General features: G+C 71.3%; 23 protein-coding genes. 9 read left to right on the forward strand and 14 right to left on the reverse strand.

Annotation, left to right across the window (positions count from 1 at the left end; all coding sequences use genetic code 11):
- Positions 1–148: 148 nt before the first annotated feature.
- Positions 149–667, forward strand: coding sequence for a hypothetical protein (locus QM582_RS14295; protein WP_415085483.1), 519 nt, complete (start codon positions 149–151; stop codon positions 665–667).
- A 212-nt stretch (positions 668–879) separates the two neighbouring features.
- Positions 880–2082 carry a M20 metallopeptidase family protein gene (locus tag QM582_RS14300; protein ID WP_415085485.1) on the forward strand — a complete coding sequence of 401 codons (1203 nt, stop codon included), beginning with the start codon at positions 880–882 and terminating at the stop codon, positions 2080–2082.
- Between the two features lie 45 nt (positions 2083–2127).
- Here QM582_RS14300 and QM582_RS14305 read toward each other — a convergent pair whose 3' ends face one another.
- The 6 genes from QM582_RS14305 to QM582_RS14330 are packed head-to-tail and all read right to left on the reverse strand — an operon-like array spanning position 2128 to position 8811.
- A complete protein-coding gene (locus QM582_RS14305; RefSeq protein ID WP_415085486.1) occupies positions 2128–3672 on the reverse strand; it encodes a hypothetical protein in 1545 nt (514 codons plus the stop codon).
- Positions 3672–4550: an ATP-binding cassette domain-containing protein gene (locus tag QM582_RS14310; RefSeq protein WP_415085488.1), complete on the reverse strand. Its 879-nt coding sequence runs from the start codon at positions 4548–4550 to the stop codon at positions 3672–3674. Before QM582_RS14310 ends, QM582_RS14305 begins: the two co-directional genes overlap by 1 nt.
- Positions 4547–5158, reverse strand: a complete 612-nt coding sequence (locus QM582_RS14315) for a TetR/AcrR family transcriptional regulator (protein WP_415085490.1) — start codon at positions 5156–5158, stop codon at positions 4547–4549. The genes QM582_RS14310 and QM582_RS14315 overlap by 4 nt, the downstream gene beginning before the upstream one ends.
- 58 nt (positions 5159–5216) lie before the next feature.
- Positions 5217–6092: a MaoC family dehydratase gene (locus tag QM582_RS14320; protein ID WP_415085491.1), complete on the reverse strand. Its 876-nt coding sequence runs from the start codon at positions 6090–6092 to the stop codon at positions 5217–5219.
- Positions 6092–7528, reverse strand: coding sequence for a 3-oxoacyl-ACP reductase (locus QM582_RS14325; RefSeq protein ID WP_415085492.1), 1437 nt, complete (start codon positions 7526–7528; stop codon positions 6092–6094). The genes QM582_RS14320 and QM582_RS14325 overlap by 1 nt, the downstream gene beginning before the upstream one ends.
- A complete protein-coding gene (locus tag QM582_RS14330; RefSeq protein WP_415085493.1) occupies positions 7528–8811 on the reverse strand; it encodes an acetyl-CoA C-acetyltransferase in 1284 nt (427 codons plus the stop codon). The genes QM582_RS14325 and QM582_RS14330 overlap by 1 nt, the downstream gene beginning before the upstream one ends.
- 74 nt (positions 8812–8885) lie before the next feature.
- On the opposite strand from QM582_RS14330, the gene QM582_RS14335 reads away from it, so the two are divergent.
- A complete protein-coding gene (locus QM582_RS14335) occupies positions 8886–9527 on the forward strand; it encodes a TetR/AcrR family transcriptional regulator (protein WP_415085494.1) in 642 nt (213 codons plus the stop codon).
- Positions 9524–11455, forward strand: coding sequence for an acyl-CoA dehydrogenase (locus tag QM582_RS14340; protein ID WP_415085496.1), 1932 nt, complete (start codon positions 9524–9526; stop codon positions 11453–11455). The genes QM582_RS14335 and QM582_RS14340 overlap by 4 nt, the downstream gene beginning before the upstream one ends.
- 420 nt (positions 11456–11875) lie before the next feature.
- Here QM582_RS14340 and QM582_RS14345 read toward each other — a convergent pair whose 3' ends face one another.
- From QM582_RS14345 to QM582_RS14365, 5 genes are all read right to left on the reverse strand, one after another.
- Positions 11876–12385 carry a DUF2510 domain-containing protein gene (locus tag QM582_RS14345; RefSeq protein WP_415085518.1) on the reverse strand — a complete coding sequence of 170 codons (510 nt, stop codon included), beginning with the start codon at positions 12383–12385 and terminating at the stop codon, positions 11876–11878.
- A 507-nt stretch (positions 12386–12892) separates the two neighbouring features.
- Complete coding sequence (locus tag QM582_RS14350; RefSeq protein ID WP_415085497.1) at positions 12893–13204, reverse strand: AzlD domain-containing protein; 312 nt, start codon at positions 13202–13204, stop codon at positions 12893–12895.
- Positions 13204–13872, reverse strand: a complete 669-nt coding sequence (locus tag QM582_RS14355; RefSeq protein WP_415085499.1) for an AzlC family ABC transporter permease — start codon at positions 13870–13872, stop codon at positions 13204–13206. Before QM582_RS14355 ends, QM582_RS14350 begins: the two co-directional genes overlap by 1 nt.
- A 10-nt stretch (positions 13873–13882) precedes the next feature.
- Positions 13883–14431 (reverse strand): DUF1697 domain-containing protein, encoded by a 549-nt coding sequence (locus QM582_RS14360; RefSeq protein WP_415085501.1) that lies wholly within the window; start codon positions 14429–14431, stop codon positions 13883–13885.
- Positions 14428–15873 (reverse strand): uracil-xanthine permease family protein, encoded by a 1446-nt coding sequence (locus QM582_RS14365; protein WP_415085503.1) that lies wholly within the window; start codon positions 15871–15873, stop codon positions 14428–14430. Before QM582_RS14365 ends, QM582_RS14360 begins: the two co-directional genes overlap by 4 nt.
- A gap of 207 nt (positions 15874–16080) precedes the next feature.
- On the opposite strand from QM582_RS14365, the gene QM582_RS14370 reads away from it, so the two are divergent.
- Complete coding sequence (locus QM582_RS14370) at positions 16081–17433, forward strand: sn-glycerol-1-phosphate dehydrogenase (protein ID WP_415085505.1); 1353 nt, start codon at positions 16081–16083, stop codon at positions 17431–17433.
- 106 nt (positions 17434–17539) lie between these two features.
- Here the strand turns inward: QM582_RS14370 and QM582_RS14375 are convergent, their stop codons facing one another.
- Together QM582_RS14375 and QM582_RS14380 are read right to left on the reverse strand one after the other, a co-directional pair.
- Entirely contained in the window at positions 17540–18136 is a 597-nt protein-coding gene (locus tag QM582_RS14375; protein WP_415085507.1) for a GNAT family N-acetyltransferase, read from the reverse strand.
- Between the two features lie 34 nt (positions 18137–18170).
- Positions 18171–19718, reverse strand: a complete 1548-nt coding sequence (locus QM582_RS14380) for a dolichyl-phosphate-mannose--protein mannosyltransferase (RefSeq protein WP_415085520.1) — start codon at positions 19716–19718, stop codon at positions 18171–18173.
- A 255-nt stretch (positions 19719–19973) separates the two neighbouring features.
- Here QM582_RS14380 and rsmI point away from each other — a divergent pair, with 255 nt between their 5' ends.
- The 4 genes from rsmI to QM582_RS14400 are packed head-to-tail and all read left to right on the forward strand — an operon-like array spanning position 19974 to position 23451.
- On the forward strand, positions 19974–20810 hold the full coding sequence (gene rsmI, locus QM582_RS14385; RefSeq protein WP_415085509.1) for a 16S rRNA (cytidine(1402)-2'-O)-methyltransferase: 837 nt from the start codon (positions 19974–19976) through the stop codon (positions 20808–20810).
- Positions 20807–21649 carry a TatD family hydrolase gene (locus QM582_RS14390; protein WP_415085511.1) on the forward strand — a complete coding sequence of 281 codons (843 nt, stop codon included), beginning with the start codon at positions 20807–20809 and terminating at the stop codon, positions 21647–21649. Before rsmI ends, QM582_RS14390 begins: the two co-directional genes overlap by 4 nt.
- Positions 21642–22508 carry a 16S rRNA (adenine(1518)-N(6)/adenine(1519)-N(6))-dimethyltransferase RsmA gene (rsmA, locus tag QM582_RS14395; RefSeq protein WP_415085513.1) on the forward strand — a complete coding sequence of 289 codons (867 nt, stop codon included), beginning with the start codon at positions 21642–21644 and terminating at the stop codon, positions 22506–22508. The genes QM582_RS14390 and rsmA overlap by 8 nt, the downstream gene beginning before the upstream one ends.
- A 10-nt stretch (positions 22509–22518) precedes the next feature.
- Positions 22519–23451 carry a 4-(cytidine 5'-diphospho)-2-C-methyl-D-erythritol kinase gene (locus QM582_RS14400; RefSeq protein ID WP_415085514.1) on the forward strand — a complete coding sequence of 311 codons (933 nt, stop codon included), beginning with the start codon at positions 22519–22521 and terminating at the stop codon, positions 23449–23451.
- A gap of 3 nt (positions 23452–23454) precedes the next feature.
- Here QM582_RS14400 and QM582_RS14405 read toward each other — a convergent pair whose 3' ends face one another.
- Positions 23455–24624 carry an MFS transporter gene (locus QM582_RS14405; protein WP_415085516.1) on the reverse strand — a complete coding sequence of 390 codons (1170 nt, stop codon included), beginning with the start codon at positions 24622–24624 and terminating at the stop codon, positions 23455–23457.
- Positions 24625–24709: the final 85 nt, after the last annotated feature.

Consider the following 24709-nt stretch of genomic DNA (forward strand, 5'->3'; position numbering starts at 1 on the left):
GCTCGCTGAGTTCAGCGAGCGCCAAATAGTTAGGCGCTCGCTGAACTCAGCGAGCCCGAAATAGTTAGGCGAGCGCCAGAGCGGGGAGCGGAGCTGGCTTCTGGCGGGGAACGGCGCTGACCGGACGCCGTGCTGGCACGCTTGGGATATGAGTGCGCAACGTGATGTCGGCCAGTCGATGCTGCAGGTGATCTTCAGCTTCTTCCTCGGCCTGGTGGTGACCGCCTTCATCGGCATCGGCGTCAACACCTTCTACCCGGAGCCGCCCTACTCCTCCGGCGGGGAGAGCGCCTGGAGCACCTACCGGCTGACCACCTCGATCATCCTGCTGGTCTGCGCCACCCTGGTGATGCTGCTCTCCTTGGCGATCGCGAACAGCGGACCGGTGCTGGCCAACGGGGCGTTGCTCGGCGGGCTGTTCACCATGATCTACGCGGTCGGCATGGGCATCTCGGCCGGTGAGCAGTGGCCGCGGTTCGCGGTGCTCACGGTCGCCCTGGTGATCACCGTCGCGGTGGGCTGGTGGAAATTCAGCCGCGGACGCACGGTCCCGGCCGCGGCGTCCGCACCGTCCGGCGCGGTCGGTGCGCTGCCCGTCGAGGTCGAGGCCCGGCTGACGGCGGTCGAGGCCAAGCTGGACGCCCTGGGCCGGGCGCTGCGCGACTAGGCCCTCCCTAATCAGTTCCGCCCTCCCGTCGACGGGAGGGCAGAACTGATTAGGGAGGGCCTAGGACCGGACGATCCGGGCGTGCGGCTCGCACAGCCGGCCGGCGCCCGTTCGGCCTGGTGGGAGATCTCCAGGCTCGTCATACACCGAGATGACCAGGTCGGTCTGCCTGTTCGGCGGCCACCTTGGACCGGGTTCTCTAGGGTGAGGCCATGACCGCAACCACCACCATCGCGGCTCGGCTGCACCCCGAGCTGCGTGCCCTGCGCCGCGAGATCCATGCCGACCCCGAACTGGGCAACCACAACCCGCGCACCCAGGCACGGATCCTCGAGGCGCTGGCCGGCCTCGACCTGGAGATCAGCACCGGAACCTCGCTGACCAGCGTGGTCGCGGTGCTGCGCGGCGGCGGCGAGACCACCGGAACCCGGCCGGCGGTGCTGTTGCGGGCCGACATGGACGGGTTGCCGGTGATCGAGGAGACCGGGCTCGACTTCGCGTCCTCCACCGGCACCATGCACGCCTGCGGTCACGACCTGCACGTGGCCGGGCTGGTCGGGGCGGTCAAGATCCTGCACGAGCTGCGCGACCAGCTGCCCGGCGACGTGGTGTTCATGTTCCAGCCCGGCGAGGAGGGGCCGGGCGGTGCCGCACCGATGATCGCCGAGGGTGTCCTCGATGCTGCCGGACGCCGGGTCGACGCCGCCTACGGGCTGCACGTCTCCGCCGCCCAGGCGCCGTTCGGGGTCTGGTGGGGACGTCCGGGAACGATGATGGCGGCGGCCGACCGGTGCGCGATCACCGTCCGCGGACGGGGTGGGCACGGTTCGCAGCCGCACAACACCGCCGACCCGGTTCCGGTCGCCTGCGAGATCGCCATCGGCCTGCAGACCATGGTGACCCGGCAGTTCCACATCTTCGACCCGGTCGTGGTGACGGTCGGGAAGATCGCGGCCGGCACCAAGGAGAACATCATTCCCGACGACGCCCGGCTGGAGGCGACGGTACGGACCTTCTCCGACGCCACCCACTCGTCCATCCCCGAGCGGATCACCCGGCTGGCCACCGGCATCGCCGAGGCGCACGGGATGACGGTCGATGTCGACTACGAGCGCGGCTACCCGGTGACCGTCAATGACCCGGTCGAGTACGAGCACGTCCGCGACACCGTCACCGAGCTGTTCGGCGCCGACCGCTACACCGACCTGCCCTACCCGCTGGCCGGGGGAGAGGACTTCAGCTTCGTCGGCCGGCACGTGCCGAGCGCCTTCATCTTCATCTCCACCTACCCCGGCGACGACTGGGCCAGCGCCCCGACCAACCACTCGGCACGGGCGATGTTCGACGACGACGTGCTGGCCGACTGCGCCGCGCTGCTGGCGGAGGTGGCGATCCGGCGGCTGCGTCGCGGCTGACCCGCCCGGCGACGCTGGCCGTGCGTCGCGGCTGACCGGGCCGGCTCAGGCCGGCTGCAGATCGCGGCGCCGCAACCCCAGGACGCCGAACCCGCCCAGCCCGACTCCGATCAGCCCGAGCACCAGCAGCGTCTCCGGCAGGCCGCCGGCGAACAGGCCGCCGAAGGTGGCGGCGAACGGGGAGAGGTTGCGGACCAGGTCGGACGGCAGCAGGTTGAACTCCGCGAACAGGTCCAGCAGCAGGATGACGCCGAGCACCGCCCAGCTGGTGGCCACGGCGATCCGCGGCGCCCAGCCGACCAGGGCCAACGCCAGCCCGACGACGGTCAGCGCGGCCGGCAGGTAGGCGATGGTGTCCAGCGGCAGCGCCCAGCGTCCGGAACTCAGCGCGGCACCGACGCCGATGCCGACCAGGATGAACGCCCCGACCCCGGCGGCCACCAGCCACCACACCAGCGACCAGCGGCGCCGGGTCACCGGACGGGCCAGCACCAGCTCGGCCAGCCCGCCCGCCTCGTCCCGCCGCAGGGTGAGCACGGCCGTCAGCGCCGCCGCGGTGGCGATCTGGGCGAGCAGGTAGAGCACGAACTGGAAGAACACCTCGCCGACCGTGCCGCCGTGCCGTTGCGCGAACTCCTCGAAGGTGCCGCCGGCGAGCTGCTGGTCGAGGCCGCTCAGCACCGAGCCCAGCAGCAGCCCCAGGGTGCCCAGCGCCACCGTCCAGCCGATGATCGAGCCGCGCTGCAGCCGCAGCGCCAGGGTCAGCGGGCCGCGGATCCAGGACGCCGCGGACGCCCGCCCCGGCCGCAGACCGATCATCCCGGTGCCGAAGTCGCGGGAGCGGTTGAGCCGCAGCGCGAGCCAGGCCAGCAGCCCGGCCAGGGCCAGCGGGATCAGCGGCACCCAGAACCGGTTGGCGACGAACGCCTGGGCGTGCCGGGCCCAGCCGAACGGGCTGGCCCAGACCAGCGGGCTGCCCATGGCGTCCCCGATCGCGACGATCAGCAGGGTCACCCCCATGGTGATCGTGGCGAGACCGCCGGCGGCGCCGGCGTCGGCCGCGACCTGGGCGCACAGCGCACCCACGGCGGTGAAGAACAGCATCGTCGATGTCAGCACCAGCCCGAGCAGCGCCGAGCCGGCCGGGTCCATCCCGGTGGCGACCAGGCCGAGGAAGGCCACCACCCCGACCAGCACCCCGGCGCCGCCGACCACCAGCAGCGCGGACCGCAACTGGTCGGCGCGGGTGACCCGTCCGGCCAGCTCCAGCTCCAGGCGTCCGGACTGCTCGTCGGAGCGGGTGAGGCGGACGATGAAGATCAGCGCGATCACGCAGCCGACCAGTGAGCCGGACGAGGCGAGCGTCCAGGCCACCAGCCCGCCGGTGGTGGGGGCGAAGACCGGGCCGCGCAGCGCGACCTCGGCGAGGTTGGCCGTCGCCTCGCGGGCGAAGGCGTCCCGGTCGGCCTGGGTCGGGTAGCCGGCCGCCGTGGTGACGGCCATCAGCGCCGGCAACAGGCCGAGCAGCAGCAGCCACGCGGTCAACCCCCAGCGGGACCGGCGCAGCTGCGCCCGCACCAGGGTGCGCATCAGGCACCCGCGGATCGGTAGTGCGCCAGGAAGACGTCCTCCAGCGAGGGCGCGCCGGCCTCGATGCAGTGCACCCCGGCCGCCGCCAGCCGGCGCAGCAGCTCCGGCAGCACGGACGTCGTGACGCTCAGCCGCAGCCGCTCGCCGTCGTCCTCGAGCACCGACACCCCGTCCAGCGCCAGATCGGGTCGGACGTCGACCCGGGCGGTGACCAGGGTCTGCTGGGCGCCGCGTAACTGCGCCAACGGTGCCGAATCGACCAGCTTGCCGTCGGCGATGATGCTGACCCAGTCGCAGAGCCGCTCGACCTCGCCGAGGATGTGGCTGGAGAACAGGACGGTCTTGCCCCGGGCCTGCTCGGAGCGGACGGCCTGGACGAAGGCCTGATCGACCAGCGGATCCAACCCCGAGGTGGGCTCGTCCAGGATCAGCAGCTCGGCGTCCGAGGCGAAAGCGGCCACCAGCGCCACCTTCTGCCGGTTGCCCTTGGAGTAGCTGCGGTTCTTCTTCGTCGGGTCCAGGTCGAACAGGTCCAGCCAGGCCCGGCGATCCCGGACGCCGCCGTGCAGCCGGCCCAGGATGTCGAGAGTCTCGCCGCCGGTCAGCTCGGGCCACAGCGTCACGTCGCCGGGCACGTAGCCGAGCCGGCCGTGGATCGCGGCGACGTCGCGCCAGGGGTCGAGGCCGAACACGCTGACCCGTCCGGAACTGATCCCGAGCAGGCCGAGCACGATCCGCATCGTGGTGGTCTTGCCGGCGCCGTTGGGGCCGAGGAAGCCGTGCACCTGGCCTTCCTGAACCTGCAGGCTGAGTCCGTCCAGCGCGGTCGCCCGTCCGTAGTGCTTGGTGACGGCGTCGAACTCGATGACCGCGGTCATCGCAGTGCCGCCGCTTCGGTGGCGCGCCGGGCGGCCGCCATCACCTCGGGCGAGACCAGGTCGGGGTTGAGCAAGTCGAGCTGGGCCGCGCTGATCCGCGGATTGCCGGCCGGATGGGACGCCTCCAGGCCGAGCGCCCGGTCGACGTGCGGTCGCAACAGCAACAGCACCCCCAGCTTCATCGCGACCAGCACCGCCGCCCGGTCCCGCACCGGCGAGGCGGCGTCGGCGGACAGGTACGGCTCGGTGATCGCCACCAGCGAGTCGAAGATCCACTGCGAGCTCGGGGCGTTCTCCATCAGCAGCCGGTTCAGGTAGCCGATCACCACCGGCGCCGAGCGGTACACCTCGGCGAGGTAGTCCGGATCGGCCATCCCCAACTCGTCCACGCCGGCGGCGACGTGCTCGCGGAAATAGGACAGCACGTACTCGTCGCAGGCGGTGCGGAGCCCGTCCTTGGTGCCGTAGTGATGCTGCAACAGGGCCGGTGACACCCCGGCCCGCTGGGCGATCAGGCGGATGCTGGCGGCGTCGCCCAACTCGGCGAAAGCCGCCAGGGCCGCGTCACGAATCCGGGCACGCCCGGTGAGATCGGCAGGATTGGCCACACCTCGACTGTACGAACGGCCAGAATGCTGTGCAACTGTACAGTTCGCCGCGTGTTGGTCAGCGGGTGGTCACGTCCATGGTGAGAAACACCTTGTCAGCGTCGCGATTGGTGACCTGCGCGGCGAATCCGGCGGACGTCTCGGCGGCGGCGAAGCGGACCGTGGAGGATAGCCGCACCGGCTTGCTGAATCGCACCGACACGTCGAAGGAGTCGGGTAGCCGGGGCTGCAGCGCGGCTAGCGCACGGGCATGGGTCCACATGCCGTGGGCGATGGTGCCGGGCAGTCCGAACGCCTTGGCGGCCAGCGGGTTGAGATGGATCGGGTTCACGTCGCCGGAGACCGCGGCGTAGCGCCGGCCCAGCTCGGACGGCAGCCGCCACAGCCCGGCGGTGGGCAGCTCCGCCGGCTGAGCCTGCCGAGACCCCTCGTCCGTCTCGGGCCGGTGCTCCTCGCCCTCCAGCCGTGCCGCCCGGCTCAGGTAGGTGGAGCGTCCCTCGAAGACCCGCTCGCCGGCCACCAGGGCTTCGCCGACCAGATCGACCACGACGCCGCGGCGGTGCGGCCGCGGCCCCTCGGCACGCACGGTCAACTCCAGCGGCTCGGTGATCAGCACCGGACGATGCAGGGTGATGCTGTTGCTGACGTGCACCATGCCCAGCGGCGCCAGCGGGAAGTCCGGCGCCGTCAGCAGGGTGAGCTGCAGCGGAAAGGTCAGCACGTGCAGCCAGGTGGCCGGCAGCCGATCGGTCAGGGTGAAGCCGCACACCCGGTCGTAGCCGGCGACCTCGGCCACCTCGCAGCGATGGTGCACCAGGTTCACCACCCGGTCGGGCAGGCCGTCGGCGACCGGCGGACGCGAGCGCGGCGAGACCGCCCGAGCGTACAGCCCGGCGGCCACCGGCATCCCGTCCAGGACGATCACCTCGGTCATCAGCGACCCACGATCAGCTGGCCGCACACCCGCAGCACCTGGCCGTTCATCGGGGTGGCCGGATCGGCCAGGAAGACGATCGCCTCGGCCACGTCGACCGGCCGTCCGCCCTGCAGCAGGCTGGACGAGCGCCGGAAGATCTCCCGGTCGATCACCGGGATGGACGCCGTCATGTCGGTCTCGATGAACCCGGGAGCCACCCCGTTGACCACGATGCCGCGATCGGCGAGCCGGGCCGACAGCGCCCGCACCATGCCCATCACGCCGGCCTTGGACGCCGCGTAATTGGTCTGTCCCTTGTTGCCGGCCCACCCGCTGGTGGACGCGATGGCCACGATGCGGCCGCCGTCGGCGATCCCCCCGGGCTGTCCGGGTGCGAGCAGGACGTCGTTGATGCGGAACTGGGCGGCCAGGTTGACCTCCAGCACCGCACCCCAGCGCTGCTCGTCGAGGTTGACCAGCATCTTGTCGCGCAGGATGCCGGCGCAGTGCACCAGGGCGCCGACGCGGGCGTCGGGGCCGTAGCGCTCCACGACGTGCCGGGCGATCCGCTGGCCGGCGTCCGGAGCGGTGATGTCGAGCTGCAGGGCGGTGCCGTGGATCTCGTTGGCCACCTCGGCCAGCGCCTGGCCGGCCACCGGCACGTCGATGACCACCACCCGGTCGCCGTCGGCGGCGAACCGGCGGGCGATCGCCGCGCCGATGCCGCGGGCGGCGCCGGTGACCACCACGATCCGGCCTTCGCGTGGGTCTACGCCCGCGCTGCGTTGTTGGTCGAGCTTGTAGAGACCCTCGCTGGTTTCGACAGGCTCAACCGGCGGTGCCAGCACGAAGGGCTGGCCGTTCACATAGGCGGAACGCCCGGACAAGGCGAAACGCAGCACCGGCGCCAGGTCGGCGGCGGTCGTCGCGTCCGCGACCTGGATCAGATTGCAGGTCGCCCCGTGCCGCAGTTCCTTGCCGACCGAGCGCATGATGCCGTCCAGGGCCTGCCGGACCGCCGCGGTCTCCACCTCGGACGCGGTGGCCGGGTCGCCGGCCACGATCAGCACCCGTCCGGACGGTTCCAGCGCCTTCACCGCGGGACGCAGCACGGCCCGCACCTGCTCCAGGTCGCCGACCCGGGCGGCTGCGGTGGCGTCCAGCACGATCGCCCCGATCCGGCCCGGATAGGCGGGCGGCCGCTGCCGTCCGTCGGCGTCGGTCGTCCGGGCGTCCGGGGTGTCGACCAGGGCCGGCTGGGGATCGATGCCGAGGCTGCCCAGGGCGTCCGGAATCGCCGATCCGGCGGTGTTCACCGTTGCCAGCACGACCGGCCCGGCGGGCATCGCCGCACCGCGGCGCAACTCGGTGGCGGCCGGGAGGCCGGCCTTGGCGGCCACGGTCTTGCCCAGCGGGGAATCCAGCACCCCCGAGACGATCCGGTCGAAGTTCATCAGCAGGCCTCCACGATCGCCACCACGCCCTGCCCGCCGGCGGCGCAGACCGAGATCAGGCCGCGGCTGCCGGAACCCTTGGCCGCCAGCATCTTGGCCAGGCTGCCCAGGATGCGGGCGCCGGTGGCCGCGAACGGGTGCCCGGCGGCCAGCGACGAGCCGTGCACATTGAGCTTGGCGCGGTCGATCGAGCCGAGCGGACCGTCCAGCCCGAGCGTGGTGCGGCAGTAGTCGTCGGACTCCCAGGCGGCCAGGGTGCACAGCACGGTGGACGCGAACGCCTCGTGGATCTCGTAGTAGTCGAAGTCCTGCAGGGCCAGGCCGGTGCGGGTGAGCAGCCGGGCGGCGGCGTGCGCGGGGGCCATCAGCAGTCCCTCGCCGCCCAGCAGGTAGTCGACGGCGGCGGTCTCGGCGTCGACGATCCGGGCCAGCACCGGCAGGTTCCGGGCCCGCGCCCAGCCCTCGTCGGCGAGCAGCACGGTGGCCGCACCGTCCGAGAGCGGGGTGGAGTTGCCGGCGGTCATCGAGGCGTCCGGACCGTCGCCGAACACCGGACGCAGCTTCGCCAGCTTCTCCACCGAGGTGTCCGGACGCAGCGACTGGTCACGGGTCAGGCCCAGATAAGGGGTGACCAGATCGTCGAAGAAGCCGGAATCCCAGGCGGCGGCCAGGTTGTGGTGGCTGGCCGCGGCCAGCTCGTCCTGGGCCTGCCGGGTGATGCCCCACTGGGCGGTGGTCAGCGCCTGGTGCTGACCCATGTTCAGCCCGGTGCGCGGCTCGGCGGCCCGCGGCACCTCGGGCGCCAGGTCGGACGGTCGGACGCTGGCCAGCGTCTTCACCTTGTCCAGCGGCGTCTTGGCGGCGTTCAGCCGGATCAGCGTCTTGCGCAGCCGGTCGCCGACCGCGATCGGGGAATCGGACGCCGAATCGACCCCGCCGGCCACGGCGACGTCGATCTGCCCGACCCGGATCCGGTTGCTCAGCTGGATGGCCGCGGTGAGGCTGGTGGCGCAGGCCTGGCCGACGTCGTAGGCGGGGGTGGCGGCGCTCAGTGCCGACGACAGCACCGCCTCGCGGGTCAGGTTGAAGTCGCGGCTGTGCTTCAGCACGGCGCCGCCGGCCACCTCGCCGAGGCGCTCGCCGGCCAGCCCGAACCGGGCCACCAGGCCGTCGATGGCGGCGGTCAACATGTCGATATTGGTGGCCGCGGCGTAGGCGCCGCCGACCCTTCCGAACGGGACGCGGTTGCTGCCCACGATGACGGCGTTGCGCAGGTCTGCCATGGCGCTCCTTCGACTGCAGATTTTGGCGATCCTCACAGTAGCAGGTACCAAAAGTACCGGGTACTCTGAGTGTCGTGAAAACACAGGAGGACGGCCGCGACACCCGCTGGGCTGAGCATCGCCGGCAGCGCCGTCGCGAGCTGGTGGAGTCCGCGCTGCGGGCGATCCGCCGGCACGGCGCCACCGTCGGCATGGACGAGATCGCGTCCGAGGCCGGCACCTCCAAGCCGGTGATCTACCGGCACTTCGGCGACCGGCCGGGCCTCTACCGCGCGGTGGTGGAGAAGGTGGCCCAGTTCATCCTCGACGACCTGCGCACCTCGGTCGGCTGGGACGACGTCAAGGACCTCGACCAGCTGATCCGCGACCTCACCCACAGCTATCTGGAACTCGTCCAGCGCGACCCGGAGATCTACCGGTTCGTGATGTCCCGGCCGCTGGTCGAGGGCGATCTCAGCGACGACCCGGTGACCGGCCTGACCATGCGGATCGGCGAGCGGATCGCCGAACTGCTGCAGGCCAACGGCATCGACGCCGGCCGGGCCGCCAGCTGGGGTCATGGACTGGTCGGCTGCGTCCGGGCCGCCACCGATCAATGGATCCGGGCCGGCATGAACCGTCCCGCAGCCGACGTCGCCGACGACCTCGCCGACCTGCTCGGCCCCGCCACCCACCCCGCGAATCGCCTGGTCAGCACCTTGGAAGGACACCGATGAGCACTGCAGCCGTCACCGATCATCCCGCCGTCGACACCGCGCTCGGGTCGGCCCTGCTGGCCGCCCTGGACGGCCCGCACCACGAACGCCGAGCGGCCGGACGCGCCGCCCTCCCGGCCGAGGGGATGCTGCGCGACCCGTCCCTGGGGCTGGCCGAGGCCCGGGCCTGGACGCTGCGCCGGCTCGAGGAACTGGTGGCGGCCGGCCTCGGCAAGTCCATCGTCGGCATCGAGGCGGCCACCGTCGACACCCAGCTCCAGTCCCTGATCGACTTCGAGACCATCTCCTACGGCGACCTGTCGGTGGCGATCAAGTCCGGCGTCCAGCACGGCCTGTTCGGCGGCGCGATCGCCGGCCTGGGCAGCCCGGCGCAGCAGGAACGGTTCCTCGACGACGCCATCCATCTGCGGCTGCTGGGCTGCTTCGCGATGACCGAACGCGGGCACGGCAGCGACGTGGCGTCCCTGGAGACCACCATCGGCTACGACCCGGACGCCGGCGAGTTCGTCGTCCATTCGCCGCGGGAGACGTCCGCCAAGACCTACATCGGCAACGCGGCGCAGCACGGCCGGATGGCGGCGGTGTTCGGCCAGCTGGTGGTGGACGGCGTCGGCCGCGGGGTGCACTGCATCCTGGTGCCGATCCGGGACGCCGAGGGCAACCCGCTGCCCGGGGTGACCATCGGCGACAACGGCTACAAGGGCGGACTGCTCGGCGTCGACAACGGCTGGCTCAGCTTCGACCAGGTTCGGGTGCCCCGCGACATGCTGCTCGACCGGTTCGGGTCGGTGGACGCCGAGGGCCACTACGTCTCCAGCATCGAGAACCCCAACCGACGCTTCTTCACCATGCTCGGCGCCCTGGTGCGGGGCCGGATCTGCATCGGCGGCGGGGCCGCCATCGCCGCTCGTCGGGCGCTGTCCATCGCCACCCGGTACGCGACCCGTCGCAGTCAGTTCCGGCACTCCCGCTCCGAGGACGAGTCGCCGCTGCTGGACTACCTGGCGCATCAGCGCAAGCTGCTGCCGGCGATCGCCCGCGCCTACGCGCTGGGCTTCGCGCAGAACGACCTGATCGCCGGCTACGGCAAGCTGAGCAGCGACCCGGGCCACGACCCGCGCGAACAGCGCGCGCTGGAGACCCTGGCCGCCGGCCTGAAGGCGCTGAACACCGAATTCGCCAACAGCACCATCCAGACCTGCCGCGAAGCCTGCGGCGGCGCCGGCTACATGGCCGCCAACGGACTCACCCAGCTGCGCGCCGACACCGACGTGTTCGCCACCTTCGAGGGCGACAACACGGTGCTGCTGCAGTTGGTCACCAAGGGCGTGCTGACCGACTATCGCGAGGTCTGGGGCGGCCTGGACCGGGTCGGCCTGGTGCAGGCGTCCGCACGGATGGTGGGCAGCGCGGTGATCGAACGCACCGGTGCCGGACTGCTGGCCGAACGGCTGGTGGCCGCAGCGCGGCGCAAGGGCGATTCCGCGGCGTTCTACGACCGCGGCTGGCAGGCCTGGATGTTCGAGGAGCGGGAGCGGCACAGCGTCGACTCGCTGGCCCGCCGGATGCGGGCCGCCGACCGGGACTCGTTCGACCAGGTCAACGCCATGCAGGACCATGTGCTGTTCGTCGCCCGGGCGCACATGGAGCGGGTCGTGCTGGACTCCTTCATCGCCGGCATCGAGGCTTGTCGCGACCGGGTCGCGCAGCAGACGCTGGAGGAGCTCTGCACGCTCTTCGCGCTGACCAGTTTGGAGGCCGACACCGGTTGGTTCCTGTCCCACCACCGGATGTCGGACGCCCGCGCCAAGGCGCTGCGCAAGCAGATCAACCAGCTCTGCCACGACCTGCGGCCCCGGGCGACCGCACTGGTGGAGGGCTTCGGCATCCCCGAGCACTGGCTGGGTTCGGAGATGCTGGAAGCCTGAGACCTCGACCCTGATATCCGCGGTCCAGTTCCCGGCCTGAGGAGGGACATGCCGGGCCGCCACACACCAGACCGCGGATATCAGGGTCGAGCTCCGTCCTTGGCCCGTCCCGGTTGACCGCTGCGTTGGCCTGGTCTGGGCGCCATCTTGCCGGACGGCCATGTCCATAGACTCCAGCCCGTAGGTAGTAGCTTGGGTTTCGCTGGTCACGCTTTGTCGTGAGATTCGGGAGGGTCGTCGCCTCGTCCATCGCCGTAAAACACGATTCAGTGGGCTCCGTCGCCACCCTTTTCTTTATGCGAGTAAAGAAAAGGGTGGCGGTGATCATGCTGTTCACCAGTCGGGATGCCCAATCTGGCAGGCCTCCCGCCGAAATCCTGTGCTGCAGTCGACGAATCTGTAACGGGGCTGAGGTCGGCTCTACCGCAGATAGGGCTGGGTGTGTACGGTCCAGCGAGTGCCGTCCCACCACCGCTGGAGCCCCGGATTGTGCTGATCCGGATACCAACCCGGGGGTGGTCCCGGCGGAGGCGGCGGAGGCGCCACGTTGTTCTGGATCATGACAACGGGTTGGGGCGCGGCTTGTTGCACCACGACAACCTGCTGCGAGGCAACCGCGCCGGTATGGAGAGAGAGCTTGTGGCAGCATGTGGAGCAGTTCTTGGTGAAGGCTCGCGCGACTTCGCTGATGCCCACGGTGTAGAGTGCCGCGCTCGCCCGTCCCGCATCCCTACCAAAGTTTGAAACGCTTGAGTTGGTACACCGCTTACAGTCGCGGCAGCCGGACTCCACCCTCACCATAGGAGGAGGGTATCGGAATTCACCCGATTGGAGAAGGCTGCCCCAGGGGTGATTCTTGGGTGGATGGAGCTCGATAGGAGGATTGTGCAAATTGTGGAAGCTGCACCCGCCGTGACTCCGTTTCAACATCACCACCAGTGGTTGTGTGCGTTTGTTCGTTGGCGGTGGGAGCTGGGCTGGTGGGCTGATCCGTGGGTTGCCGGCGCTGGTGAGGTGCTGGAACCAGTTTGTGGTGGTTATTGGACTGGTGTCGGCTCGCTGTCTCTGCTCGAACCACTTTCTGGTGGGTGTGGGTAACCCCCAGGGGGTATCGGTGGCCACCAGAAACCGGTTCGAGTAGTCAGCGGCGCCGGTACCGGTCGCCGTAACCACCAGAAACCGGTTCCACAGTTGGTGGCCTGGTCAGGAGCCGCTCGGCAGCCGCTGCACCAACGCCAACGAACCTACGAACGTGCCCACTAGATGCGAAGCCCGGAACGCGATGCAGCGTCCGGACTTGAGATCCTACCGATCACGGCACCGTGAAGCGATGTCGAGATAGGGATGCCGGAGCTCCGCGGCGGGGTCAAGCGCAACCACAACCGGAGCTGATGGCCTCGGAAGGCCGGCTGATGCTACGTGGTGTGAGAACGGACGTCAGGGCAGCCCGGCCCAGCGTCCGGCGGCGGTCGCGGTGGCACCGACGATCACCACGACGATGTAGGGCCAGTTCAGCTTCAGCGCCACCGCGGCGGCTCCGACGCCGAGCAGTCGGGAGTCGAGCACCAGGGCCTGGCCCTTGGCGATCGTGTTGCTGATCACCAGGGACGACAGCAGGCCGACGGTCAGCGCGGCGGCCACCGACGGCACGAACGGACGGTCCAGCACCGATTTGGGCAGCAGGTAGCCCGACACCTTCAGCGCGTACGCGGCGGCACACGCCAGCAGCACCCAGAGCCAGAGATCCATCAGAGCGCCTTCCGTTGCTGCGCCGCCCAGACCCCGGCGGCCACCACCGCGGCGATGATGATCGGCAATCCGGGCGGGGTGAACGGGGTGAACACGATGGTGACGAAGGCGCAGACCACGGCGATCGCGATCGGGTCGCGGCCGTGCAACCGGGGCCAGAGCAGCCCCAGGAACGCGGCGCAGGCGGCACCGTCCAACCCCCACAGCGCCGGGTCGCCCATCGCGTTGCCGGCGATGGCGCCCAGCAGGGTGAACAGGTTCCAGGCGACGAAAACCCCCAACCCGGCCGTCCAGAAGCCGCGACGCTGCTCGTCGGGGTCGGATTGCGCGGTGGCGTTGGCCATCGACTCGTCGATGGTGAACTGGGCATAGGCGGGCGCCCAGGCTCGTGCCGGACGCAGCAGCGCCTCCAACTGCATGCCGTAGACGCCGTTGCGCAGCCCGAGCAGGGTGGCGGCGACCAGCGCGCTGAGCCCGGTGCCGCCACCGCCGATCACCCCGACGAAGGCGAACTGGGAACCGCCGGTGAACATCAGCAGGCTGAGTGCGCAGGTCTGCGCCACGCTCAGTCCGGACGCCACCCCGAGCGCGCCGAACGAGACCCCGTAGATGCCGACCGCGGCGGCGATGGAGAGCCCGGAGCGGACGGCGGGTGTGAGGCGCGACACCCGCGGCACTCTATTCCCCCGACCCGAGCCCCGCGGCCCGGACCAGTCGTTCGACGGTGCCGAATCCCCGGGTGGTGGCCTTCGATCCGAGCTTGGCCTGGACGGCGGTGGTCGGGTCCCCGCCGGGAGCCACCTGGGTGACGACCCAGCCCGGACCGGACGCCAGCACCGTGGTGCCGAGGGCGTCCAGCAGGGCTCCGGGCGTGGCCCAGCCGATGGCGGCGTCCGGGTCGAAGAAGGTGGTGTAGACGGACCGGTCGATGATGCCCAGCAGTTCGCGGATGTCTCGGGCCAGGGCGGCCACGGCGTTCAGCGGCTGAATCGCGGCCACATCGGTGTAGCCGACGCGCTGCGCCAGCGTCGTCCGCACCCGTTCGACCAGCGCCGCCGGTGAGACGGTCTGCGGGTCGAACAGCACCGTGCCGTTGGTCTGGAACGATCGGACGCTGACCGCCCCGGCGGCGGTGAAGGCGTCCTCCAACACCGGACGGGTCGGGCTGTGACTGCGGGTCTGGCCCAGGTTCATGTTCCGGAAGAAGGCCACCTGCAGCGCCGTCATCGGGCGGACGGGCCCTCGTCGGTGTCGGTCCAGATGCCCGGCTCGTCCACGATCAGCACGGTGCCGCCGGCGGCGTCCCGCAACTCCTTGGGGGCCAGCGCGTGGGCCAGGTGGTAGACCGCGACGGTGACGATGGTGCCCAGCGCGATGCCGCTCAGCACGAAGCCCGGGGCGATCTGCAGGGACACGTCGCCGATGCCGATGATGATGCCGGCGGCGACCGGAACCAGGTTGACCGGGTTGCCGAAGTCGACCCCGTTCTCCTTCCAGATCTTGGCGCCGAGCAGGCCGATCATGCCGTACAGCACGACGGTGATGCCGCCCAGCACCCCACCCGGGGTGGCCGACACGATGGCCCCGAATTTGGGCGAGAAGCCGAACAGGATCGCGACCACCGCGGCCACCACGTAGGCGGCCGTCGAGTAGACCCGGGTGGCGGCCATCACGCCGATGTTCTCGGCGTAGGTAGTGGTCGGCCCGGCGCCGACCGCGGTGGCGATCACCGAGCCGATGCCGTCGGCCGCGATGGCGCGTCCCATGTCGTTGTCCAGGTTGGTGCCGGTCATCTCGGCGACCGCCTTGACGTGGCCGGTGTTCTCCGCGATCAGCGCGATCACCACCGGCAGCGCGATCAGCGCGAAGGCGACGTTGAAGTGGGGCGCGTGCAGCCCGACCACATTGCTCGCCGCGTTGAACTGCCAGTTGGCAAGGTCGGTCAGCGGGGGAAAGCCGACCAGCGGGGCCGCCTGCACCGCGCTCCAGTCCACCCGCAGGTGGGTGGTCGGCTCGCCGGCCGCCGGGCTGAACGAGGTGATCGGGCCGGTCAGGACGTCCGCCAGCCAGCTCACCAGGTAGCCGATCACCAGTGACAGGAAGATCGCGATCCGGCCCAGGAACCCCTTCACCCCGACGCTCAGCACGACCACCACCAGCATCACGAACAGGGCGATCCACTGGTCCTGCGGCCAGTAGGTGCCGGCCACCACGGGGGCCAGGTTGAACCCGATCAGCATCACCACCGCACCGGTCACCACCGGCGGCAGCGCGGCATGGATCACCCGGGAGCCGGCGAAATGGATTATCACGCCGACGATGAACAGCAGCACCCCGACCCACAGCATGGCGCCGCTCAGGTCGGCGGGGTTGCCGCCGGCGCCGTAGATCGCGGTGGCCACGCCGACGAAGGACGCCGACGAGCCCAGATAGCTGGGTACCCGGCCCTGCACCACCAGCAGGAAGATCAGCGTCGCGATGCCGGACATCATCACCGCCAGCTGGGGATTCAGCCCCATCAGCAGCGGGAACACGAAGGTGGCGCCGAACATGGCCACCACGTGCTGGGCGCCCAGTCCGACGGTCTTGCCCCAGGACAGCCGCTCGTGCGGAGCGACCACCTCGCCGGGCCGCAGCTTTCCGTCTCCGTGCAGTGTCCACAGCGGCATGGCGGTCCCTCTCGTCTCTGGCGCGGCGACAGCACCCTACGCCGAGCCGCCGACACGGCCCCGGGGCGGCGGATTGGCTGAGACGTGCCCGCCGGAGGGACCGGCTGTGCTGTGGCACGGATGTGGAAATCCGGAGCGGATCCGCTTGCGCCGCGGCCGGCCGCACTACCGTGGCATCAGCAGCCGAAGTCGATGCCGAGGAGCCCGATGCCCGAGACCTTGATCGAACAGGCGTTGCGCTCCGCCACCGACACCCGGGCGATCGAGATCGGACGCGGCGTGGTCACCCGCACCGGCTCGACCTTCGCCCGGCTCTTTCCCGGACGCACCGCCCTGCTGGTCGCCGACGAGAACCACTGGCGCGTCGCCGGTGCCCAGGTGGCGGCGTCGCTGACCGCGGCCGGGGTGCCGCAGGCCGAGCCGCTGATCCTTCCCGGCACCCCGACCCTGTACGCCAGCTACGCCAACGTCGAACTGTTGCGCGACACCGTGGCGGGACGGGACGCGACCGTGGTCGCGGTGGCGTCCGGCACCCTGAACGACATCGCCAAACGGGCCTGCGGGGAACTCGGCCGTCCGTACCTGTGCGTCGGGACCGCCGCGTCGATGGACGGCTACGCCTCGTTCGGCGCCTCGATCACCACCCCGGACGGCTTCAAGCAGACCCTCACCTGTCCGGCCCCGGCCGGGGTGATCGCCGACCTCGACATCATGGCCGGGGCACCCGAGCGGCTCACCGCCACCGGTTTCGGCGACCTGATCGAGAAGGTGCCGGCCGGTGCCGACTGGATCATCGCCGAGGAACTCGGCATCGAGCCGATCGACCCGGTGGTGTGGGAGCTGGTGCAGGCCCCGCTGCGGGACGCGCTCGCCGACCCGCAGGGATGCCGGGACGGCGATCCCGACGCGCTCACCGGGCTGGCCGAGGGGCTGATCATGTCCGGGTTGGCGATGCAGGTGTACCAGTCGTCGCGTCCGTCGTCGGGCGGAGGGCACCAGTTCAGCCATCTGTGGGAGATGGAGCACTACGGCCGGGACTGGGAGCCGCCGCTGTCCCACGGCTTCAAGGTCGGCCTGGGCACCCTGGCGGTCACCGCGCTGTACGAACGGATGCTGGCCGCGGACATTCCGGCGCTGATCGACATCGACGCGGCCGTCGCGGCCTGGCCGAGCTGGCAGCAGACCGAGGCCCGGCTGCGGGCCGCGCTCAGCCCCGAACTGCACGCCGAGGCGATCGCCCAGACCCGGGCCAAGTACATCGACGCCGCGGCACTGCGGGACCGGCTGGAGCTCACCGTCCGGCGCTGGCCGTCGATCGCCGAACGGGTCCGCGCCCAGCTGCTGCCCACCGCGGTGCTGCAGCAGAAACTGGACGTCGTCGGCGCCGTCACCCACCCGTCCCAGATCGGCATGGGCATGGACCGTTTCCGGGCCAGCTATCAGAACTCGCGGTGGATCCGGACCCGCTACGTGCTGGTCGACCTGCTCACCGAGGCCAATCTGATCGAGCCGCTGGTCGACGAGCTGTTCGCCCCGGGCGGCTACTGGGCCGAGTGCTGAGTCGAGGTCGCCCTGAGTGGATCGTCAGCCCGCGGCCAGCACCCGGCGTTCTTCCTTCGGCATGGCGAGTCCGATGGTGTCTCTGCCTTGCTGTCGTCCACGGTGATCATCGGCCGGTCCGCTCCACGGCACCCGGCCACTCCGAGGCGAGCAGGGCGTAGGTGATGCCGTCCATCCAGCCATGCTCGCGGTGCAGCGACTCGGCCACCGCGTACAGCTCGCGGCGCATACCGAGGCGTTCCATCAACCGCCAGGACGGCTCGTTGACGGCGAAGCAACTGGCCTCGAGGCGGCGGATCCCGAGGCAGTCGAAACACAGGCCGATCAGGGCGCGGACGGCCTCGGTCGCGTAGCCGTAGCTTTGCTCGGACGGGTCCAGCGTCCAGCCGAGTTCGGCCTGTACACCGCGGGCCTGATCGGCGACCTCGGCCTGCGCCCAGGCGTCCGTCACCCGCAGCATCAGGTCGCCGATCGGCGCGCCGTCCCGCTCCACGATCAGCGTGCTGGCCAGCCGGCGCGGCTCGGCGAACGCACTCAGATAGTCGTCCCGGGACGGAGCCGCGCTCAACCACCGGTTCACCTCCGGCAGGCCGCGCCACTCCCATGTCGCCGCCGCATCGGACGCCTCCGCGGGTCGCAGCGTCAGCCGCGCGGTGTGCACCGGCCAGTCGATCCGGGCGAAGGCGCCGTAGTTGTCGTCCATCGGGCTCCCATCGCATCTGAGTTTCAGCGGACTCCTAGATCCAGGAGCGCAACCACATCCGGGCCAGCCACTGCGAGTAGGGCAGCAGTTCGTCGGTCAGCACCGGGTAGATCCAGGCGAAATTGACCGCCACCAGGGCGACCGCGACGCCGACCACGATCGCGCCGCGCCGTCGCCCGGGACTGTCCGCGGGGCCCAGGATCAGCCCCATCACCATCGCCAGCCCGGTCACGGTGAACGGCACCATGATCACCGCGTAGAAGAAGAACTGCGGACGGTCGGTGTAGTTGAACCAGGGCAGGTAGGTGGACAGCGCGGCCAGCACCGGGACGCCGAAGCGCCAGTCGCGGCCGCCGATCCACCACACGATGCAGACCACCAGGGCGATCGCGGCCATCCACCACAACACCGGGGTGCCCATCGCCGAGATCACCCGGATGCAGTTCTCCGGGCCGGTGCAGCCGTCGGTGCCGGGCTTGATGTCGTTGACCGCGTCGAATCCGGTGGGCCGCAGCATGGCCAGCCAGCCGGCCGGGTGGGCGTCGTAGGGATGGGTGGCGTTCTTGATGTAGTCGCCGGTGTGGAACTCGTAAATCTCCTTGTGGTACCACAACAGTGAGGCGAATCGCTCACCGAACGCGGACACCCACGGGTGGTCGGGGTGCTCCTGGCCCCAGTTCCGGTCGTAGCCGCCGGTGGTCAGCAGCCAGCCCGTCCAGGTCGACACGTAGACGACCACCGACACCACGACCAGCCGGACGAAGGCCGGGATCCCGTCGACCAGGATCGCCAGCCAGGATCGCCAGTTGGCGCCGGCCAGCCGCCGGGCACCGACGTCCCACAGCACCCCGAGGACGCCGAAGACGGCCAGCACGAACACCGAGTTCCACTTGCAGCCCAGCGCGGCGCCGAACAGCAGCCCTGCCGCCAGACGCCACGGCCGCAACCAGACCACCGGCCCGAAACCACCGCCGAAATCGTGCCGCCCGGTGCGTTCCAGGATGCCGGCCAGGCGATGCCGGTAATAGTCCCGGTCGGCCACGCAGCAGGCCACCGCGGCGACCAGGAAGACCGCTTGGAAGATGTCCAGCAGCGCCGTCCGGCTCATCACGAAGGCCAGCCCGTCCATGGTGAGCAGGATGCCGGCGATGCCGCCGATCAGGGTCGAGCGGGACAGCCGCCGGGCCAGCCGGATGGTGGCGAAGACCAGCAGTGAGCCGAAGACGCAGGCCATGAACCGCCAGCCGAACGCGTTCATGCCGAACCACTGCTCGCCGACCGCGATCAGCCACTTGCCCAGCGGCGGATGGACGATGAACGCCGGGGTGTCCAGGTAGACGTCGGTCTTCCCGGCGACGATCGAGGCGTCGGCGGTCTTGTCCGGCCAGCTGCGCTCGTAGCCGAAGTGCAGCAGCGTCCAGGCGTCCTTGGCGTAGTAGGTCTCGTCGAAGACCAGGTTCTTCGGGTAGCCCAGGTTGTGCAGCCGGATCAGGAAGGCGAGCAGGGTGATCGACAGGGTGACCACCCAGCCGGCGGCGGCGTCGGTCATGGTGCCGTCGCGCAGCCGCTCGACGGTGCTCAGGTCGTCGCGACCGGCCGGCGGCTGCCACCGCCCGCGCAGCGAGACCATCGGTGCGCGGCCCCGCTGGGGCGGAGCGACCTGCTCGAGGTCCCCGGACGCGGAGGTCCCGGCACCGGGAGTGGGGTGGGTCGCGGTCGCTTCGGTCACCGAGCCATCCTAAGAGGTCCCGCAGACAGTCACGATCGGTCGACCGTCGCCCGACTCGACCGCCCCACCTGCGGAACCGCCCAACGGCGATGTGCAAGGGTAGGACGCATGGCTGAACCGGGAGCTCTGGTGCTGGCCGGCACGCCGATCGGGGACGCCGCCGGCGCCTCGCCGGCCCTGTTGGCCGCGCTCGACGAGGCCGACCTGATCGCCGCCGAGGACACCCGGAAGTTCCGCGACCTGTGCCGCCGGCTGGGCGTCGCGCCGGCCGCCCAACTGGTCTCCTTCTTCGACGGCAACGAGGCGGCCCGGGTGGACGGGCTGATCGCCCGGCTGCTGGAGGGCGCCCGCGTCGTCGTCGTCTCGGACGCCGGCATGCCGGCGGTCTCCGACCCGGGCTACCGGCTGGTCGCGGCCGCCGCCGAGGCGGGGGTCCGGGTCACAGCGGTGCCCGGCCCCTCCGCGGTGCTGACCGCGCTCGCGGTGTCGGGGCTGCCCACCGACCGGTTCTGCTTCGAGGGCTTCCTGCCCCGCAAGGCCGGGGAGCGGCGCGGACGGCTGGCCGGGCTGGCCGCCGAGCAGCGCACCATGGTGTTCTTCGAGGCCCCGCACCGGCTGGCCGCCTTCCTCGACGACGCGTCCGGCGCGTTCGGCGGCGACCGGCGCGCGGTCGTCTGCCGCGAGCTGACCAAGACCCACGAGGAGATCCTGCGCGGCGGCCTCGGCGACCTGGCGGCCTGGGCCCGTGGTGAGGTCCGCGGCGAGATCACCGTGGTGATCGAGGGCGCGGCGAGCGCCGGCGGCAGCCTGCCGGATGCCCTGGCCAGCGTCCGGCTGGCCACCGAGGCGGGCCGCCGGCTCTCCGAGGCGGTCGCCGAGGCCGCCGCCGCACACGGCGTATCGCGCCGCGAACTGTACGACGCCGCACTGAAGGACCGCCGATGAGTCGTGACCTGCCCGCCGCGCCCGAACCGCTGCCGGCGCCCACCACCGACGCCCACACCCACCTGCTCAGCACCAGCGAGTTCTCCGGCCTGACGGTCGCGGACGCCGTCGCCCGGGCCGCCGCGGTCGGCGTCACCCGGCTGGTCGAGGTGGGCTGCGACGTGCCCAGCTCCGCATCCGCGATCGCGATCGCCGAGGCCCATCCGGGGGTGATCGCCTGCGTCGCGCTGCACCCCAACGACGCGGCCCGGGCCGGGGCCGCCCTGGGCGCCGAACTGGACGCCCTGGCCGCGCTGGTCGGCTCCAGCGAGCGCGTCCGGGGGGTCGGCGAGACCGGGCTTGACTACTACCGCACCCGTGATGACGAGGGGAAACGCCGGCAGCGGGAGTCCTTCGCCGCGCACCTGGCCTGGGCTCGAGAGCACGATCTGGCGATCGTGATCCACGACCGGGACGCGCACGCCGACGTCCTCGACGTGCTGGACGTCGAAGGCGTCCCGGAGCGGTTCATGATGCACTGCTTCTCCGGCGACGCCGGCTTCGCCCGGCAGTGCCTGGACCGCGGCGCCTGGCTGTCCTTCCCGGGCACGGTCACCTTCAAGCCCAACCAGGCGCTCCGGGAGGCGTTCGACATCACCCCCGACGACCGGCTGCTGGTGGAGACCGACGCCCCCTATCTGACCCCGGTTCCGCTCCGCGGCAAGCCGAACGCGTCCTATCTGCTGCCGCACACGGTGCGCTTCTTGGCACAGCGCCGCGGCGCCGACCTGGCCGAGTTCTGTGCGCTGCTGGACGCCAACGCGTCCGCGCTGTTCGGAGAGTGGGGACACGATGGCTGACGGCTTGCTCGATCCGCGCCGGATCCGCGAACTGGCCGCCGAACTCGACCTGCGGCCGACCAAGCAGCGCGGGCAGAACTTCGTCCACGACGCCAACACGGTGCGTCGCATCGTGGCCTGCGCCCAACTCGCCCCCGACGAGGTGGTGCTCGAGATCGGGCCCGGCCTGGGCTCGCTCACCCTCGGCCTGCTGGAGGCCGCCGCCTGGGTGCACGCGGTGGAGATCGACGACCGGCTGGCCCGGCGGCTGCCGCAGACCGTCGCGGAACGGCAACCCGGCGACGAGAACCGGCTGACCGTGATCGAGGCGGACGCGCTGCGCGTCGACCGGCTGACCGACCCGCAACCCACCGCCGTGGTGGCGAACCTGCCCTACAACGTCAGCGTGCCGGTGCTGCTGCACGTGCTGGCGAGGTTCCCGACGATCCGGCACGGGCTGGTGATGGTGCAGGCCGAGGTGGCCGACCGGCTGGTCGCCCCACCCGGGTCGAAGGTCTACGGGGTGCCGTCGGTGAAGCTGGCCTGGTACTGCGCCGCCCGCCGGGTCGGGTCGGTGCCGCCGGCGGTGTTCTGGCCGGTGCCGAACGTCGACTCGGGCCTGGTCCGGCTGGAGCGCCGCGACCCGCCGCAGACCACCGCGTCCCGGGCGCAGGTGTTCGCCCTGGTGGACGCCGCGTTCGCGCAGCGCCGCAAGATGCTGCGCTCGGCGCTGGCCGGCCTGTTCGGCTCGTCCGCGGCCGCTTCGGAAGCCCTGCAGGCGGCCGGCATCGACCCGCAGGCCAGGGGAGAGGTGCTCGGGGTGACCGACTTCGCCCGGTTGGCTGTGGTCGCTGATGCCAACGGGCTGCGCATCGGCTAGCTTTGCGGACGTGGCGTCACCCCTAGCCCCTGAGGCCGACTGGGTCCGGGTCCGGGTCTCCGGGAAGGTCAACCTGGCCCTCCGGGTGGGTGCGGTGCGCCCGAACGGCTACCACCCGCTGGCGACCGTCTTCCAGTCGGTGTCGCTGTTCGACGAGGTCGGCGTCCGCTGGGCCGAGCCCGGCCGGTTCACCGTCTCTGTGGTCGGCGAGCAGGCCGGCCTGGTGCCGGCCGACGGACGCAATCTCGCGGTCAAGGCGGCCAAGCTGCTGGCCCAGCAGTACGGGCCGCACCGCTTCGGCGCCGACCTGGTGATCCGCAAGACCATTCCGGTGGCCGGCGGCATGGCCGGCGGTTCGGCGAACGCCGCCGGCGCCCTGCTGGCCTGTTCGGTGTTGTGGGATCTGGACACCCCACCCGACGAACTGCGCAGCTTCGGCGCCCGGCTGGGCGCCGATGTGCCGTTCCAGCTGATGGGCGGCACGGCGCTGGGTACCGGACGCGGCGACGAACTGGTCCCGGTGCTGAGCCGCGGCACCTACCACTGGGTGCTGGCGCTCAGTGACGACGAACTGTCCACCCCGGCGGTGTTCGGCCGGTTCGACGAGCTGAACCCCGACGCCCCCGCCGACCTGCCGATGCCGACCGACGTGATGAACGCCCTGGTGGCCGGGGACGCCGCCGCTCTCGGCGCGGCGCTGGTGAACGACCTGGCGCCGGCCGCGGCGTCCTTGCGTCCCGAGTTGTCGCGGATCCTGGACGCCGGACGGGACCTGGGCGCCCTCGGTGCGATCGTCTCCGGTGCCGGCCCGACCTGCGCCTTCCTGGCCGCCAACGAGGCGGCGGCGGTGGACCTGTCGGTGCAGCTGTCCAGCGAGGGTCTGTGCCGCGCCGTCCGCCGGGTCACCGGTCCGGTCCCCGGAGCCCGGCTGATCACCACCTGAGGCTCAGGCCTCGGCGGTCGCGCCCTTGGTCTCGCGGGGCATCACCGCCGCCAGGAACGGCAGCGCGGCCAGCAGCACCGCCGGCACCAGCATTGTCTGCTGCAGTCCGAACTGGCCGGCCAGGAAGCCGATCACGGCCGGGCCGCTGAGGAAGGTGGCGTAGCCGAAGGTGACCACCACGGCCAGCCCGCGTCCGCCGGCGGCGTGCCCGGCCACCGCGTACACCTGCGGCGCGATCATGCCGACCCCGAACCCGACCAGCGCCCAGCCGATCAGCAGCGCCGGCAGCGGGGTGACCAGAGCGGTGATCAGGTAGCCCAGCGCCGCGCAGCCGCCGCCGAAGCGGACCACGGCGCGCCGGCCGTAGCGCGCCACCAGGGCGTCCCCGAGCAGCCGGATGGCCACCATGAAGCCGGCCACCACGGTGACCGCCACCGAGCCCTGGGCGGCCGGGATCCCGGCCACCTCGGTGACGTGCAGGCCCGACCAGTCCATCGCGGTGCCCTCACCCAGGCCGAAGGCGATCGCCATCAGGCCGAGCAGGTACGCCCAGCGCGGGATCGGCGCTTTCGTCCCGGTGTGGTCGACATGGTTCACCACGGCGGTCTCCGGGGTGATCCGCAGCGCCGCGGCGATGCTGGCCACCCCGACCGCGGTGGCGACCAGCACCGCCGCCTGCACGGGCGCGGACGGCCAGGCCAGCGAGGCCAGCAGCACCAGCGCGGCGCCGCTGAAATTGCCCACCGACCACATGCCGTGGAAGAAGCTCATGATCGGCTTGGGCCGGGTGGCCTCGACCTGGACGCCGATGGCGTTCATCGACACGTCGATGCCGCCGTTGCCGACACCCAGCAGCAGCCCGCCGGCGATCAGCATCGGATAGTTGACCGCGAAGCCGGCCAGCAGCAGCCCGATCAGCAGGGGGAACAGGCAGGCCAGCGCGATCCGCCGGGCGCCGATCCGGTCCGACAGCCGTCCACCCACCTGCATGCCGGTGATCGCGGCCAGCCCGGCCGCGACCAGCAGGACGGCGATCCCGGTGGCGTCCAGTCCCAGGCGTTCCCGCAGCGCCGCCAGCGACGCGGCGTAGACGCCGATCACCAGGCCGTTGTAGGCGAAGAGATTCACCACCGCGGACGCGGATCTGGGGGCGGAGAGGGAGGGTGCGGGCATGCTTCGACCCTATCGGGACGCCGCCCCGGCCACCGCCGACGCGGCCCGGCCGAACAGCGACGAAGCGCGGCTCCACGAGGGAGCC

This window comes from Micropruina sp. (genome assembly GCF_047607385.1).
In the GTDB taxonomy this organism is placed as follows: domain Bacteria; phylum Actinomycetota; class Actinomycetes; order Propionibacteriales; family Propionibacteriaceae; genus Micropruina.